General features: G+C 73.0%; 11 protein-coding genes. 7 read left to right on the top strand and 4 right to left on the bottom strand.

Annotated elements, in window-relative coordinates; translation table 11 throughout:
* The first annotated feature begins 2 nt into the window (after positions 1 to 2).
* The 5 genes from AB0J36_RS22420 to AB0J36_RS22440 are packed head-to-tail and all read left to right on the top strand — an operon-like array spanning position 3 to position 6,232.
* Positions 3 to 1,286 carry an aminotransferase class III-fold pyridoxal phosphate-dependent enzyme gene (locus tag AB0J36_RS22420; RefSeq protein WP_357392581.1) on the top strand — a complete coding sequence of 428 codons (1,284 nt, stop codon included), beginning with the start codon at positions 3 to 5 and terminating at the stop codon, positions 1,284 to 1,286.
* 1 nt (position 1,287) lies between these two features.
* Positions 1,288 to 1,776, top strand: a complete 489-nt coding sequence (locus AB0J36_RS22425; RefSeq protein ID WP_357125305.1) for an SRPBCC family protein — start codon at positions 1,288 to 1,290, stop codon at positions 1,774 to 1,776.
* Between the two features lie 2 nt (positions 1,777 to 1,778).
* Positions 1,779 to 2,294 (top strand): hypothetical protein, encoded by a 516-nt coding sequence (locus AB0J36_RS22430; protein WP_357392580.1) that lies wholly within the window; start codon positions 1,779 to 1,781, stop codon positions 2,292 to 2,294.
* Positions 2,294 to 5,218 (top strand): FAD-dependent oxidoreductase, encoded by a 2,925-nt coding sequence (locus AB0J36_RS22435; RefSeq protein ID WP_363661067.1) that lies wholly within the window; start codon positions 2,294 to 2,296, stop codon positions 5,216 to 5,218. Before AB0J36_RS22430 ends, AB0J36_RS22435 begins: the two co-directional genes overlap by 1 nt.
* Positions 5,219 to 5,236: 18 nt before the next feature.
* Complete coding sequence (locus tag AB0J36_RS22440; RefSeq protein ID WP_363661068.1) at positions 5,237 to 6,232, top strand: DUF2156 domain-containing protein; 996 nt, start codon at positions 5,237 to 5,239, stop codon at positions 6,230 to 6,232.
* Positions 6,233 to 6,298: 66 nt separating this feature from the next.
* Here the strand turns inward: AB0J36_RS22440 and AB0J36_RS22445 are convergent, their stop codons facing one another.
* The 4 genes from AB0J36_RS22445 to AB0J36_RS22460 all read right to left on the bottom strand — a co-directional run bounded on the left by AB0J36_RS22445 (position 6,299) and on the right by AB0J36_RS22460 (position 13,763).
* A complete protein-coding gene (locus AB0J36_RS22445; RefSeq protein WP_363661069.1) occupies positions 6,299 to 8,146 on the bottom strand; it encodes a 5'-nucleotidase C-terminal domain-containing protein in 1,848 nt (615 codons plus the stop codon).
* Between the two features lie 127 nt (positions 8,147 to 8,273).
* A complete protein-coding gene (locus tag AB0J36_RS22450; protein WP_363661070.1) occupies positions 8,274 to 11,009 on the bottom strand; it encodes a molybdopterin cofactor-binding domain-containing protein in 2,736 nt (911 codons plus the stop codon).
* Positions 11,006 to 11,824 (bottom strand): FAD binding domain-containing protein, encoded by an 819-nt coding sequence (locus tag AB0J36_RS22455; protein ID WP_363661071.1) that lies wholly within the window; start codon positions 11,822 to 11,824, stop codon positions 11,006 to 11,008. Before AB0J36_RS22455 ends, AB0J36_RS22450 begins: the two co-directional genes overlap by 4 nt.
* 385 nt (positions 11,825 to 12,209) lie before the next feature.
* Entirely contained in the window at positions 12,210 to 13,763 is a 1,554-nt protein-coding gene (locus AB0J36_RS22460; protein ID WP_357125327.1) for a helix-turn-helix domain-containing protein, read from the bottom strand.
* Positions 13,764 to 13,897: 134 nt separating this feature from the next.
* Here AB0J36_RS22460 and uraD point away from each other — a divergent pair, with 134 nt between their 5' ends.
* Complete coding sequence (uraD, locus tag AB0J36_RS22465; RefSeq protein ID WP_357125330.1) at positions 13,898 to 14,401, top strand: 2-oxo-4-hydroxy-4-carboxy-5-ureidoimidazoline decarboxylase; 504 nt, start codon at positions 13,898 to 13,900, stop codon at positions 14,399 to 14,401.
* Positions 14,398 to 14,724, top strand: a complete 327-nt coding sequence (gene uraH / locus AB0J36_RS22470; protein WP_355047963.1) for a hydroxyisourate hydrolase — start codon at positions 14,398 to 14,400, stop codon at positions 14,722 to 14,724. Before uraD ends, uraH begins: the two co-directional genes overlap by 4 nt.
* The last annotated feature ends 3 nt before the right edge of the window (positions 14,725 to 14,727 follow it).

The following is a 14,727-nucleotide window of genomic DNA, read 5'->3' on the forward strand; positions in this document are numbered from 1 at the left end:
TGGTGACAGCCAGCAGCGTAGAGACCGATCAGCAGGTACGGGAGCAGGTCCGGAACAACTACCGTCGGTTCCTGTCCCGGGGCCGCGCCAAGCTCGGCGACATGTTCGGCGGGCACGTCGAGGTCGGTTCCGAGGGCGCCTGGGTGTACACCTCGGACGGCAACCGTTTCCTCAACGTGGGCGGCTACGGCGTGTTCCTGCATGGCGCCCGGCACCCGGCCGTGGTCGCCGCGGTCATCGCGCAGATCCAGAGCCATCCGATTGCCACCCGACTGATGCTGGAGCCGTCGGTGGCCGAGGCCGCGGCGGCGCTCGTCGCGGTGGCGCCGCCCGGGTTGACCCGGGTGCACTTCGCGGGCTCCGGCGCGGAGGCTGTGGAGGCGGCCATCAAGATGGCCCGTGTCCAGGGCCGGCGCAGGCTCGTCTCGACCGTCAACGGATACCACGGCAAGACCATGGGGGCGCTCTCCGTCACCGGGCAGGACCTCTACCAGCGCCCGTTCCGCCCGCTGTTGCCGGACGCGTCGCACGTTCCGTACGGAGACGCCGAGGCGCTGGCCGCCGTGCTGGCGGCCGGGCCGCCGGCCTGCGTGATCATGGAACCGGTGCAGGGCGAGGGCGGGGTGGTCATCCCGCCGCCCGGCTATCTGCGCGAGGTGTCCCGACTGTGCCGGGAGCACGGCGCGTTCCTGGTGCTCGACGAGATCCTCACCGGCGTCGGCCGCCTCGGTCACTGGTGGGGCGCCCTTCGCGAGGGCGTGACACCGGACGTGCTGCTGGCCGGCAAGAGCCTGTCCGGCGGCATCGTGCCGGTCTCCGCCGTGGTCGCCACCGCCGAGGCGTTCCAGGCCTTCGACAAGGACCCGTTCCTGCACACGTCCACGTTCTCCGGCGCGCCGATCGCGATGGCCGCCACCCGTGCCGCGATCACGGTCGCCACCGAGGAACGGTTGGTCGAGCGCTCGGCGACGCTCGGCGACGAGTTGCTGGCCCGCCTGCGGGCGGTGGCGGCCGGGTATCCGCACCTGGTTCGTGAGGTACGCGGCGTCGGGCTGCTGATCGGCGTGGAGTTCGCCGGTCCGGGGCTGGCCGGCGAGGCCATCCTCGAACTCCTCAACGCCCGGGTGATCGTGAACCACTCGCTGAACGCCAGCGCCGTGCTGCGCCTCACTCCACCCGCGGTGCTCTCCGGCGACGAGGTCGCCCTCCTGGTCGACGCGTTCGACGGCGCGCTGCGCACGCTCGGCCACCGCTATCCGACAGCAGACCGGCTGGGGGTCCACTGACATGCGACGGGTCGAGATTCAGGCATTCCTTTCCGGTGGGGACGGCGGCGCGGTGTTCGACCAGCTGGTCGACTTCGAGCGCTACCCGCACCTGGTCGACGTGGTCCAGAGGGTGACCGTGCAGTCGCCGGCCGACGCGCGACGGGTCGTCAGCTCGTGGGAGGTCCTGTTCCGCAACGGGATCCTGGCCTGGACGGAGGCCGACGACCTGGACCGCGATCGTCTCACCATCGAGTTCGACCAGATCGACGGTGACTTCGACGAGTTCTCCGGCGCGTGGACGCTGCGCCAGGACCCGGACGGGGTGGCGATGACGTTCGTGGCGAGCTTCGACTTCGGCGTGCCCAGTCTCGCCAGCATCATCGACCCGGTCGCGGAGCGGGTCCTCACCGAGACGATCCACCACGTTCTCCGGGGACTGTTCCCGGCGGTGACCATCCCGGACGGCGTCCTGGCGACCGCGTCGGTCGGCGTCAGCGGGAAGGCCTGACGATGGACCAGCTGAACACGTTCGACACGCCGACCACCGCCCGGCTGCACCGCGCGGAGTGGTTCGCCGGGCTCGCGCTGGCGAGTGGCCTGTTCATCGCGCACTGGGACGAGATCCGGTGGCTGCCGGCGATCGGGCTGTTCCTCTACATCGACCTGATCGGCTACATCCCCGGGGCGATCGCCTACCATCGCAGCCCGGACGGGCGGATCCCGAAGGCGTACTACGTCCTCTACAACAGCATGCACAGCCTGCTCAGCGCCGGACTGGTGGTGGCGCTCTGGGCCTGGCTGATCGGGCCGGAATGGGCGCTGCTGGCGGTGCCGATCCACCTCTTCGGTGACCGCTCGCTCTTCGGCAACCAGCTCAAGCCCTTCGGCGTGCCGTTCGAGCCGAAGCGTCTGCCCGCCTTCGACGCGCTGCTGCGCGAGGTGACCGGCGGTCCGTCGCCGGCCCCTGCCGGGCGAGCCGACTCACCGGTCCCGACGGGCACGTCGAGACCCACCTCGGTGGCCTGATGAGCCGGCCGGTCTCCGCGGCGAGCGGTTGGCAACGCGACGACCCGCGGGCCGCGCGACTGCCGGCCCTCGCCGGCGACGAGGAGGCGTCCGTCGCCATCGTCGGAGGAGGGCTGGCCGGGCTCGCGCTGGCGTACCAGTTGACGAACCACCTGCCCGCCCGCGACATCCTGGTCCTGGAGGCTACCGAGGTCGGCTCCGGCGCCAGCGGACACAGCACCGGCATCGTCGGCCCCGGGGTCGGCGGCCCGATCACGACACTGGTCAGACGGTACGGACGGGACCGGGCCCGGACCATGTTCGCCGCCACGCTCGACGGGATCGCCGCGCTGCGGCGGCTGGCCCGGGGTCTGCCCGACGGCTGCGAGCTGACCGACGGCTTCCAGCTCGTGGCCGCGTCGGCGCCCGCACACGCCGGATCGCTCCGACGTCAGGCGCAGACCCTGCGCGACCTCGGCTTCGACGCCTCCTACCTGGACCGTGACGGCACCACCGAGCGGCTGGGCAGCGCCCGTTACCACGGCGCGTTGTGCTACCCCGACGTGGCGCTGGTCAACCCGTGGCTGCTGGTCCAGGCACTCCGGGCGGCGCTGCTCACGGCCGGGGTGCGTATCGCCGAGAACACGCCGGTCACCGCGATCACCGGCGGCGCCCCGGTCACGGTGACGGCCGGGGGACATCGGGTACGCGCCAGACGGGTGGCCCTGACCACGGACGGCTTCACCACCGGGCTGGGACTGTTCACCCGGAACGTCGCGGTGATCCGTACCCATGTCCTGCGCACCGGCCCCGTACCCGCCGACCTGCTGGCGCGGACCGGTTGGGACGGGCGTGGCGCGGCCATCGACAGCCGGTCGTTCTTCAACTACCTGCGGATGACCGCTCGCGGCCGGCTGCTGTTCGGCGGTGGTCCCGCCCTGCTGGAGCCGCGCGTCGACGAGCGCGGTATCGCCGCCGTTCGGGACCGGCTGGTCCGCGAACTCGCCGCGACCTTTCCGGCGCTGGCGGACGTGCCGGTGACCGACTTCTGGTCCGGCGTCACGGCGTCCACGTTCGACCGGCTGCCGATCGTCGGTCCGGTTCCGGGCCGGCCGGGGGTGTGGTTCGCGGGCGCGTGGTGTGGGCACGGCCTGGCCCTCTCGGCGCTGACGGCCGAGGTGCTCGCCCCCCGGCTGGTCGACCGCTCGGATCCGACGGCGGCCGACCCGACCGCGCCGCTGCCGGAGCTGCCCTGGCTGCGCGGCACCGCGGGCCTGATGCCGACGGGCCGGATCGGCAACCTGCTGCTGGCCGGCTACCTGCGCGGGCTGGACGTGGCCGACAAGATCGCCCCTGCCCGCCGCTCGCCAATCCCACCCGCCCTCGTGACCCCTGTCGCGCCGACCGACCCGTCGTCGGCCGTCGAGCCAACTCGGCCCCCGGTCGCTGTGGCGGCGGAGCTGCCAGTCTCCGCGGCGTCCGGGCCGGCCACAACGCCAGACCTGCCGGTTGCCGCGGCCCCAGAGCCAGCGGCCACCGCGACGGTGCCGCCGGTCGGTGCGGCCGCGGAACCAACGGGCCCGGCCACCGGATTGCCGGCGGCGGCGACGGGCGGCGCGGTCGTGGCCGGCAACCGGGCGATGGAGCAGCAGGTCGACGTCGTGATCGTGGGGGCGCGGGTGGCCGGTTCGGCGCTGGCGGCCCGGCTCGCGGCGGCCGGTCTGTCGGTGGCCGTGTTCGACCGCGGTGACCTGCCCGCGCCGACCCTGTCCACGCACATCCTGCACGGCACCGAGGACCTGCGGATCGAGGGCGTGTACGACACCGTCGTCGCACAGGGCGTGCCGCCGCTGCACGACGTGTGGGTCCGGCTGGACGACGTGAAGCTGCACTTCCGCCACCCGGACGACCCGGGGCTGTGTCCACCTCGGGACGTCCTCGACCAGGTTCTGCTGGACCGGGCGGTCGCCGCCGGCGCCAAGACCTCCACCGGCACCGCCGTCGTCGGTCTGCGGCACGGCGCGGACGGCGCGGTGCGCGGCGTGACCGTGCAGCGTGCCGACGGTTCGGTCCGGGACGTGTCGGCGCGGCTGGTGGTGGGAGCGGACGGCCGTAACTCGTCGGTGGCCCGGTGGGTGGGTGCCCGCCAGTACCTGACGGCGCGCAGCGAACGGGCCCTGCTCTGGCGGTACTTCACCGGCGCACGGATTCCGCCGGCGCTGCTGTGGCACCGCATCGGGGTGCACATCGTCTCGATCCTGCCCACCGGTCCCGAGGATTTCGTGGTCATCGCGCAACCTCCGGAGCGCCTACAGGGCGAGCTGGCCGGTCAGAAGGTGGCCGGGTTCCTGCGGCACGTCGAGTCGGTCAGCCCGCAGGTGGGCCACCTCGCCGCCGCCGGCGAGCCGGTGGGGGACCTGCACCGCGTGGTGCGGTACCCGTCCTTCTTCCGGCAGCCGTTCGGGCCGGGCTGGGCCCTGGTGGGCGACGCCGGGCACGCCAAGGACGCCACCCTGGGACACGGGATCAACGACGCGCTGCGCAACGCCCGCGCGCTCGCGGCGGTGCTGACCGCGCACTGGGAGCAGCCGGCGGCGCTGTCGTCGGGGCTGGCCCGGTGGGCCCGGGACCGGGACCGGGCCGAGTTGCCGAACTACTGGTACGGCCAGGACATCGGCCGGGGCGGCACGGTCACCGCGATGGAGCACGCGTTCCTCGCCGGCCTCCAGCGCAACTCCCGGGCCGTGGGCCGGCTCGATGACGTGATGGGTGACCGGCTCGACGCCGACCGACTGCTCACCCTGCCCCGGCTGGTGGGTGCCGTCGCCCACCGTGTCACCGGCGGCGAACCCGCCTCGGCCGTCGGGCGTGAGGCCGTGGACCTTGTCCAGCTCGCGTGGGCACGCCGGCGCGCGGCGACCCGCCACGACCCGTCCGCTCCCTGACAGGTGGAGGCCACCGCCATGGAACCGATGACCGCCCTGGCCGTCCTGCGCCGGCACGCGCAGCACTCCAGCGCCGCGCTGGCGCTGAACAGGGAGACGCGGCACTTCACGGTGACCGGTCTCGACGGGTTCATCGCCTACCGGCCGGCCGGGCGGCGGCACGCCGTGCAGCTGGGCAGCGTCTACGCCGACCCGGAGGATCGCAAGCGGCTGCTCGGGGCGTTCCACGGCTGGGCGCAGCAGGAGGGCCGGCGGCTCTGCGCGGTCCAGCTCACCCCGGACGACCTCGATCTGTACGCCGAGTTCGGTTACCAGCTCAGTCAGCTCGGCGCGGCGTACTCGATCGACCTGGACAGCTTCAGCCTGCGCGGCCGCAAGTTCGAGAAGGTGCGCAACAAGTTGGCGCGCTCCCGGCGGGCCGGGGTCACCGTGGTCGAGGCCGGCCGGGACGTGCCGTACGACGCGGCGCTCGCCGCGCGCCTGGACGCCCTGGACGCCCGTTGGCTCGCGGACAAGGGCCGGCACGTCAAGCAGATCGAGTTCCTGGTCGGTGAACGTGCCCGCCAGGACGATCCCGTACGCCGGCTGTTCCTCGCGTTGTCCGACGGTGAGCCGGTGGCGTACGTGTCGTACTCCCCGGCGTTCGGCCGCGAGGGCGGCTGGCTGTACGACATCACGCGGCGTGAGCCCGACGCGCCACCCGGGGCGGTCGACCTGGCGTTCGTGGTCGCGTCGCAGCGTTTCCAGGCCGAGGGTGCGCGGTGGCTGCACCTGGGCCTCACGCCGTTCCGGGAGCTGTCGCCCCGGCACCAGCCGGCCGGTGGCAGCCATCGGGGCACGGACCGGCTGATCGGGTTCATCGCCGAGCACGGGGACTGGATCTACCCGGCCCGCAGCCAGGCCGAGTTCAAGGAGAAGTGGCAGCCGCGGGTGACGCCCGAGTACGTCGGCTTCTATCCGAGCGTGTCACTGCGTACCGTCTGGCGGTTGCTGCGGCTGACCCGGGCGGTGTGACAGACCGACGGTCGTCTCCGGAAGCCGCGCGGGCTTCCGGAGACGACAGTTCGTTTCAGCTTCGCGTCACTCGACGGTCACGCGAATGCGCCGCCGCCGGGCCGCGACGAGCGCGACGGCGCCGGCCAGCAACAGCAGGATGCCGGCGCCGGCGATCGTGAGGGCCTTGACGCCGGTGATCGGCAGACCGGGTTCGCCGGCTCCGCCGCCGTTGCCGGTGCCGCCGCTGGGGCTGCCGGTGGGCTCACCGCTGGGGCCGCCGCCGACCGGGGCGCCCGGCTGGTCCACGGTGTACGCGCGCTCCACCGTGTCGGCGGTGACCGGGGACTTCGCCCGGAGGTAGTCGACGAGCACGGTGAGGTCGTTGTCGCCGGTCGCGAGCGGGTCGACGCCGCCGGCGAGCGCCTTGAAGTTGTCACCGCCGGAGGCCAGGAACGAGTTGACCGTCACCCGGTAGGTGCCCTTCGGGTCGATGACCGTGCCGTTGAGGAAGATGCGGTCGGCGATGACCCGGTTGCCGGCCGGACCGTTCGGGTCGTAGACGTAGCTGAAGCCCTTGGAGACGCCCAGGTGCAGGAAGGGCCGCGACGCGCCCGCCGGTTGCCACTGCTGCTCCAGCGTCTCCTTGATCTCCGCACCGGTGTAGGTCTTGGTGATCACGTCGTTGGCGAACGGCTGGACGGTGGCGGCGTCGGCGAAGGTGACCGTGCCGTCCGGGCTCTTGACGAAGTCGGCGCGCAGGCCGCCCGGGTTCATGAAGGCGATCTGCGCTCCGCCCCGGTTGGCCGCGCGGGTGCCCTCCAGCTGGACGTCGGCGATGAAGTTGCCGAGGGTCGACTCGCTGCCACGGTCCTCGACGCCCTCGGCGGTGACGGCGCGCTTGATGTCGGCGGTGATCTCGCCGATCTTCACCTTGCCCTGCACGTCGGCCTCGGCCTTGGTGTCGGCGACGAACTGCGCGACCGCCGGGTCCGCCGGGTAGCCCTTGATCGGGAGGACGGCGCCTTCGGCGGCGGTCACCTTACCGTCGGCGACGGTGAGCTTGACCTGGTCCAGGGCGTCCCCGTACCGGCCGGTCTGCAGGACCGGCCGCTTGTGCCCCAGCTTCGGCACGTCGTACGAGCAGTTGTACGGGACGTGGGTGTGACCCGAGATGATGACGTTGATGTCGGCGCTGGCGCCGGCCACGATCTTGCCGAAGGGAGTGCTCGGGTCCGCCACGGCGGCGCAGGCGGCGGCGTCCGTGCCGCTCGCCTCCGAGCCCTCGTGCACGAGGAGCACGACGGCGTCCACGTCGTCGTCGGCCTTCAGCTTCGCCGCGACGCGGTTCGCCTCGGCGGTCGGGTCCTTGAAGGTCAGGCCCGGGATGCCGGCCGGTGACACCAGCGACGGGGTCTCCAGGGTGACCGCGCCGACGACGCCGATGCGGACGCCGCCGACCGTCAGCACGGTGGACTCCGCCAGGCGGCCGGGAGCGGCCTCGGTGCCCCGGTACACGTTCGCGGCCAGGTACGGGAAGCCGGAGCGGGGGATTACCCGGTCGTCGAGGTCGTCGAACCCGCGGTCGAGCTCGTGGTTGCCGACGCTCGACGCGTCGACGCCGATCATCTTGAGGAAGTCGATCGTCGGCTCGTCCTTCTGCACGAGCGAGATGAACGGGGACGCGCCGATGCTGTCACCGGCGGACAGGACCAGCGTGTTGTTGTTGGCCGCCCGCAACTGCTCGATCATGCCGGCCATCTGCGCGGCGCCACCGACTCCCGCCGTGGGCGCCTCCAGGCGGCCGTGGAAGTCGTTGAAGCCGAGGATCTGCACCTCGGTCGGCGCGGCCTGCGCCGGGGCCGGCGCGGTGCCCAGCACGACGAGTGTCGCCGCGGCCGTGGCCAGAGCCGCGCGCATAGGAAGGGAACGCAAGGGATACTCCTCATCGGACCATCGGTGGAAGCGCCATTCGGGCGCCCTCGAAGGAGATTGCTTGATCTTCGCGCTCATGGTCAGTCATCCGTGTGAATGGCGAGTAACGTACCCGTTCACGTGACCATCAGGTAATTGTCGGTGCTGAACGTTGCTCGTGCAGAGCGAGCCAGACCCGGTCGGCGGTGAGTGGCAGATCGGTGAAGCGGATGCCGGTCGCGTCGCGTAGGGCGTTCGCCAGCGCCGCCGCGACCGGATTGAACGGGCTCTCACTCATCGACTTCGCGCCCAGCGGGCCGACGGCGTCGCGCGTCCGGGCGAAGTGGACCTCCGTTCGCGGAATATCGGCGAGGGTCGGCAGGTGGTACTGGCGGAACGCGGCCGTGGTGACGGTGCCGCCCGCGTCGACGCGTACCTCCTCGCACAGGGCGGCCCCGATGGCCTGGGCGACCCCGCCCTCGACCTGGCCCCGGCACTGCATGGGGTTCACGACCGTGCCGGCGTCGGCGGCGTGGACGCTGCGCAGGATGCGGATCTCGCCCGTGTCCGGGTCGACCGCGACCCGGAACCACTGCGTGTTGAAGGCCACCGACCGTGGCGTGCCCGCGCAGTGCCCGTCGGCGGCCGTCTGCTCGCCGGCCGACTGGGCGAGTTCCCACAGGTCCGGCAGGGACAGCCGGTCGCCGGCGCAGTCGAGGGCGTCGGCGTCGAGTCGGCAGTGCGCGACCGGTACGCCGGTGTGCGCGGACGCGAACGCGAGCAGGCGGTCACGCAGCGCCCGACAGGCGCGCAGGACGGCGGTGCCCGCGACGATCGTGCCGGTGCTGCCGAACGCCCCGGTGTCGTGCCCGACCAGGTCCGTGTCGGACTGGCGGATGGCGATCCGGTCGGGCGTCGTGCCCAGCGTCTCGGCGGCGAGCTGCTGGTGCACGGTGGTGCTGCCGTTACCGAACTCGGCGGTGCCGACGGCGACCTCGAAACGCCCGTCGGGCAGCAGCGTCACCCGGGCGTCCGCGTGGTGCCCACCGGGTGGCGCGGTGGCGATCATCGACAGGGCCATGCCGTGCCCGGTGAGCCAGCCGGGCGGTGCGGGCGGTCCCGCGTCCCGCGCGGCGGCGGCGACGACGTCCAGACACTGGTCGAGGCCGTAGCTGCCGACGGTCAGGTCGTCGTCGTGGCCGGCCGGGGGGACGAGTCGTTCACCGGGGCGTACGACGTTGCGGGCGCGCAGGTCGACCGGGTCGAGGTCGAGGCGTCGCGCCAGCTCGTCGAGGACCGACTCGACGGCGAAGCTGACCTGCCCGAGGCCGTAGCCGCGGAACGCGCCGGCGGGGACGGTGTTGGTGTAGACCGCGTACCCGTCGACTCTCTTGTTCGGGCACCGGTACACCGACAGGGATTCGTGGCAGCCGTGGAACAGCACACCGGGCCCGTGGTTGCCGTACGCCCCGGTGTTAGAGACGACCCGCAGGCGGATGCCGGTCAGGGTGCCGTCCCGACGGGCGCCGGCGGTCACCTCGACGGTGAAGGGGTGCCGGGTGGTGGTGGCGGTGAACTGCTCCGCGCGGGTGTGTTCGAGTTTCACCGGGCGGCCGGTCTTCAGCACGGCGAGGACGACGAGGTCCTCGACGAGCATTTCCTGCTTGCCGCCGAACCCGCCGCCGACCCGGCCGGTGAGCACCCGCACCCGGTCCAGCGGCAGGTCGAACAGCCGGCACAGCGCGCGGCGGGTGAGGAACGGCGTCTGGGTGCTGGAGCGTACGGTCACCCGTCCGTCGGCGTCGACCCAGGCCAGCGCCCCGTGCGTCTCCAGGCTGGCGTGCTGCACACGTTGGGTGCGGAACGTCTGCCGATGGACCAGGTCGGCGGCCGCGAGCCCGGCGTCCACGTCGCCGACCTCGGCGTGGATCTCGCCGACCACGTTGTCGGCCGGTCGGGCGATGCCGGCCTCGGCGCCCCGGTCGCCGTGCAGGACCGGCGCGCCGGGTGCCATCGCCGCCTCCGGGTCGACGACCGCCGGTAGCACCTCGTAGCGCACGACGACGCGTCGGCAGCCCTCCTCGGCGGCGGCCTCGGTGTCCGCGACGACGGCGGCGACCCGCTGGCCCACGTGGCGCACCACGTCGTCCAGGAGCCGGGTGTCGGCCGGGTCGTCGCTCGGGTGCTCGTGCTGCGCGGTCGAGTAGCGACGGTCGGGGGCGTCCGCGTGGGTGAGCACCGCGTGGACGCCCGGCAGGGCGAGCGCCGCGGTGGTGTCGACGGCCAGGATCCGCGCGTGCGGGTGGGGCGAGCGCAGCACCTTCAGGTGCAGCAGACCGGGCACGTCGACGTCGAACGTGTACCGGGCCGCGCCGGTGACCACCTCCCGGCCGGCCGGCGCCGCCACGTTGGCCCCGACCGCCGCGCCCGAGGCCGGCTCGTGGACGTGGCGGTCACCGCGAACGGCGTCCTCGATCGCCCGGTAGCCGGTGCAGCGGCACAGGTTGCCCTTCAACGCCTGCGGGAGCGCGTCGAGTTGGCGCTCGTCGAGCGCGGCGGCCGTCATGATGAACCCGGCGGTGCAGAAACCGCACTGGAAGCCCTGCGCGTCCAGGAAGCGCTGCTGCACGGGGTGCAGGCCGTCGGGCGTGGCCAGGCCGCCGATGGTGGTGACCTGACGACCCCGGGCCCGGACCGCCGGGTAGACGCAGCTGTGCACGGGTTGACCGTCGACGTGCACCGTGCAGGCGCCGCAGTCGCCCGTGTCGCAGCCCTTCTTGACCCCGAAGCGACCGCGTTCGCGCAGGTAGGTGCGCAGGCACTGGCCGGGCCGGGGGGCCTGGTTGCACGCCGTCCCGTCAACCACGATTCCGCCGGCGGTCACCGCGGGCTCCTTCCGGCGAGTTCGGCGCGGATCTGCTCGGCGAACAGCAGGGTGAGGTGGCGTCGCCACCGCGGCAGACCGTGCACGTCGTCGACGTACCGCTCGGCGGGGATGCCGTCGGTGACGGCCTGCCGCAGCGTCCCGGCCGTGGGCAGGGTGTCGAACCGGAGCTGCACCGGCCGTACCGTGGACGCGGTCACGGTGAGCACGAACGACCCGTCCGGGTCGGTGCGGCCGACCAGCAGCGCGGCGGACCGGCCGCCGACGAACAGGGATCCCCGGCGCAACGCGGTCGGACTGCGCAGGGAGGCGGCGGGCAGGGTCATCGACCGCAGAAACTCCCCGGGTACGAGGGCGGTCGTGCCCTCGCCCGTCACGAAATCCGCGACCGCCAGCTCACGCCGGCCGCCCTCGGCGGTCAGCAGCAGGCAGGTGCCGTCCAGGGCCGCGCCCAGCGAGATCATCGGGCCCGCCGGCAGCGCCGTGCACATGTTCCCGCCGACGGTCGCCGTGTTCCAGATCTTGAACGAGGCGAGGAACGCCTCGCAGCAGCGCCGGACCAGCTCCCGCAGTGCCGTGGGCCGCACCGTCGTGGACCGGGCCAGCTCCGCGATCGTGCACGTCGCGGCGATGTCCAGGCCGCGCGGTGTGTCGGTCACCGGCGGCCAGTCCTCGCCGGTCAGGTCGCGGAGCCGGCGGAGGTGCCGATGGGGTTCGGAGAACAGGTATGTGCCACCGGCGAGCCAGGCGTCGCCCGGCTGCCAGCGACCGGCCGCCGCCGCGGGCACCACGGTCCGTACCGAGTTCAGATCCACCCCGCACACCCCGTCCCGCGAACCCGGTCGGCTCACCTGACAGCCATCTCAGCAGTGCGGAGGGTCGCAGCCCATTGGCTCAGGGCACGAAGGCTGCCGGGTGCTCGCCGCCGCGAGTTGGGCTTTCGCACAGCGGGCAGCCACCTGGACACGTACTCGTCCAGGCCGGGTGTCAAGGTCCTCGGTCGAGCCGAGGGGCGGACGGCGGACACCAGAATGAGCGTGATGCCGGTGAGTCATCTTGATGACCCACAGGCATCACGCTCAATGGAGCGGGTGGCTCCGATCCGGTCGGACCACGGGCCCGCGAGCGGCGGTTCACCAGCGGCCGAAACGGCCGGTCCGCTCGGCCTCCGCAGGCCGGCCAGGGGCTTTGACACACGGCCTAGTGGCGTTGCAGTTGCAGCGCGAGGTACAGGTCGACGCGGTCGTCGAAGCGGTGCAGCTTGCGGCCGGTGAGCTGCTCGATGCGCTGGATGCGGTAGCGCAGGGTGTTGACGTGGACGTGCAGCTCCTTCGCCGTGCGGGTCCACGAGCCGTCGCAGCGCAGGAACATGTCGAGGGTGTGCACGAGGCGGGCGTCGTGCGCGCGGTCGTACTCGGCGAGGGGGCGCAACAGCCGGCGGTGGAACGCCCGCCGGGCCTCGGTCGGGACGCCGGCCAGCAGCAGCGCGTGCGAGGACAGGTCTCCGCTGGACACCACCGCCACCCGCTCCTGCCCGGTGACGGCGTACCGGTAGGCGTGGCGGGCCTCCTCGACCGCCGTGTCCAGCGCGTCGGCCCCCGATGCCGCTGCGCTGATCCCGATGGCGAACCGCGCTGCGCCCAGAGCCGGTGTCAGTGCCCGCGTCGCCTGGCGGATCCCCTGCACGAGGTCGGCCGGGCTGACGTCGCCGGGGGAGTCGACGGGGATGAGCGCATGGACCTCGTCGCCGACGGTCGCGATGGCCGACGTGGGCGCCAGCGGCCGCACGACCTCCTCGACGACGCTGAGCGGCAGGTCGTCGGGCGCCGCCGTTGCGGTGCCGGCGGTGAGGGCGAGGAAGGTGGCGTCCGGGGCCAGGCGACACGCTTCGAGACGCGCCGCGATCTCGGCGGGCGCGGCGCCGCCGACCAGCGGTCGCAGCAGGAGCGCGGCGAGGCGACGCTCGACGTGCAGGTGCCGGTCGAGGTGGGCGCGTTCGAGGGTGAGCAGGGTGACCAGCCCTTCGACGGCCTGGCGGCGCTCGGGCTCCCAGGTGGTCAGGTCGCCCGCGCAGGCCAGGAACCACGTGCCGACCCGCCGGCCCGGGTGGGCGCTCGCGCCGAAGAGCGAGACGCGCCGGTCCCGGCCGACGCCGAGGACGTGGGGCAGCCGAGGGGCGGTCAGGAACGTACGCGCCAGCCGGGCGCACAGGTCGCCGTCGATCGGGGCGGTGCCCGCGACGAGCCGGCCGGTGGGCGACAGGACCCAGCAGGGGGTCTCGGCGGCGGCCGACGGCAACAGGTCGGCGAGGTGCGCGTCCTCGGTGAGCGCCGCGATCAGACCCTGGTGCCGGTGCACGGTCGCGGCCAGTCCGGTGGCTCTCTCGACCCGCAGGGCAGTGCCGATGGCATCGCTGATGACGGTGAAGGACACCTCGACGGGTACCTCGAACACGGGGACGTCGTGACGTGCGCACGCCTCGACGACATCGGCCGGGACGGTGCCGAACGCCGCCGCGCCGGCCCCGACCGCGCTGACGCCCGCCCGCGCGACGGCCGCCGCGAACACCTCGGAGTCCGTCGGACCGCGTCTCCACATGAGACCGGTGAGCACCACCTCGCCGCCGGACAGGTAACGGCTCGGGTCGAGCAGGTCGGTGGTGAAGAACTGCTGGATCACCCGCTCGCCCTGGCTGTGGCCGCTGAGCAACGTCAGTTTGAGGCCGGCCTGGCCCAGGAGGTCGTTGAGGCGCATCGACAACTCCTTGCCTTGGAGGAAGCTCCAGAGACCGTAGGGCGGCAATGTTTCAAGTTCGGTTCGCTCGCCCAATGCACCCGGCTCGATGTCGCTGTTTGACTACCGCCACCGCGAAGTGGAGGGGAGGTCCGGTGCACGAGCGTCTGACGTGGTTCAACGCGCTGCCGGCGGCCGACGCCGAGCGGGAGCTGTCGGCGTGCTGCGCGTCGCCGTCGTGGGCGCGGGCCATGGCCGCCGCCCGTCCCTACGCCACCCCGGCGGCGCTCGTCACCACGGGATCCGCGACGCTCGCCGCCCTGCCCTGGCCCGACATCGCCGAGGCGCTGGCGGCGCATCCCCGGATCGGGCAACGGGCCGACGGCGACGGGCGTGACGCGACCTGGTCCCGCCGCGAGCAGGCCGGCGTCGCCGACAGCGACGAGCGCACCCGGCTCGCCCTGCGCGAGGTCAACCGCGCCTACGAGGCCCGCTTCGGACACCTCTTCCTGATCTTCGCGAACGGACGGTCGCCCGCGGAGATCGTCGCCGCCGCCACCGCCCGGCTCGCCAACGGCGCGGCGGCGGAGCGGGAGGTGGTCCGGGCCGAGCTGACCCGGATCACGGCGCTGCGACTGACGAGGCTGATGGACGAGTGAGCCTCTCCACGCACGTCCTCGACACCGCCCGCGGGGAACCGGCCCAGGGAGTGGCCGTGCACCTGTACCGCTGGGCCGGCGACCGGTGGATCGACGTCGCCACGGGGCGTACGGACCCCGACGGGCGGCTGCGCGACTGGGTGCCCAAGCGGCGCTGGGCCCGGGGGACGTACCGACTCTGCTTCGACACCGCCGGCTACCTCGGCCTCGGGGCGTTCTTCCCGGAGGTGTCGGTGGTGTTCGTGGTCACGGATGTCTGGCGGCACGTGCACGTGCCCCTGCTGCTGAGCCCGTACGGCTATTCGACGTATCGAGGGAGTTGACCC

The organism is Micromonospora sp. NPDC049662 (genome assembly GCF_040675055.1).
In the GTDB taxonomy this organism is placed as follows: Bacteria; Actinomycetota; Actinomycetes; order Mycobacteriales; family Micromonosporaceae; genus Micromonospora.

What these genes read in the sequence shown, in the direction of transcription:
- AB0J36_RS22425 (WP_357125305.1), top strand. Translation starts at nt 1,288, where the DNA reads ATGCGACGGGTCGAGATTCAGGCATTCCTTTCCGGTGGGGACGGCGGC.
- AB0J36_RS22430 (WP_357392580.1), top strand. Translation starts at nt 1,779, where the DNA reads ATGGACCAGCTGAACACGTTCGACACGCCGACCACCGCCCGGCTGCAC.
- AB0J36_RS22435 (WP_363661067.1), top strand. Translation starts at nt 2,294, where the DNA reads ATGAGCCGGCCGGTCTCCGCGGCGAGCGGTTGGCAACGCGACGACCCG.
- AB0J36_RS22440 (WP_363661068.1), top strand. Translation starts at nt 5,237, where the DNA reads ATGGAACCGATGACCGCCCTGGCCGTCCTGCGCCGGCACGCGCAGCAC.
- AB0J36_RS22460 (WP_357125327.1), bottom strand. Translation starts at nt 13,763, where the DNA reads ATGCGCCTCAACGACCTCCTGGGCCAGGCCGGCCTCAAACTGACGTTG.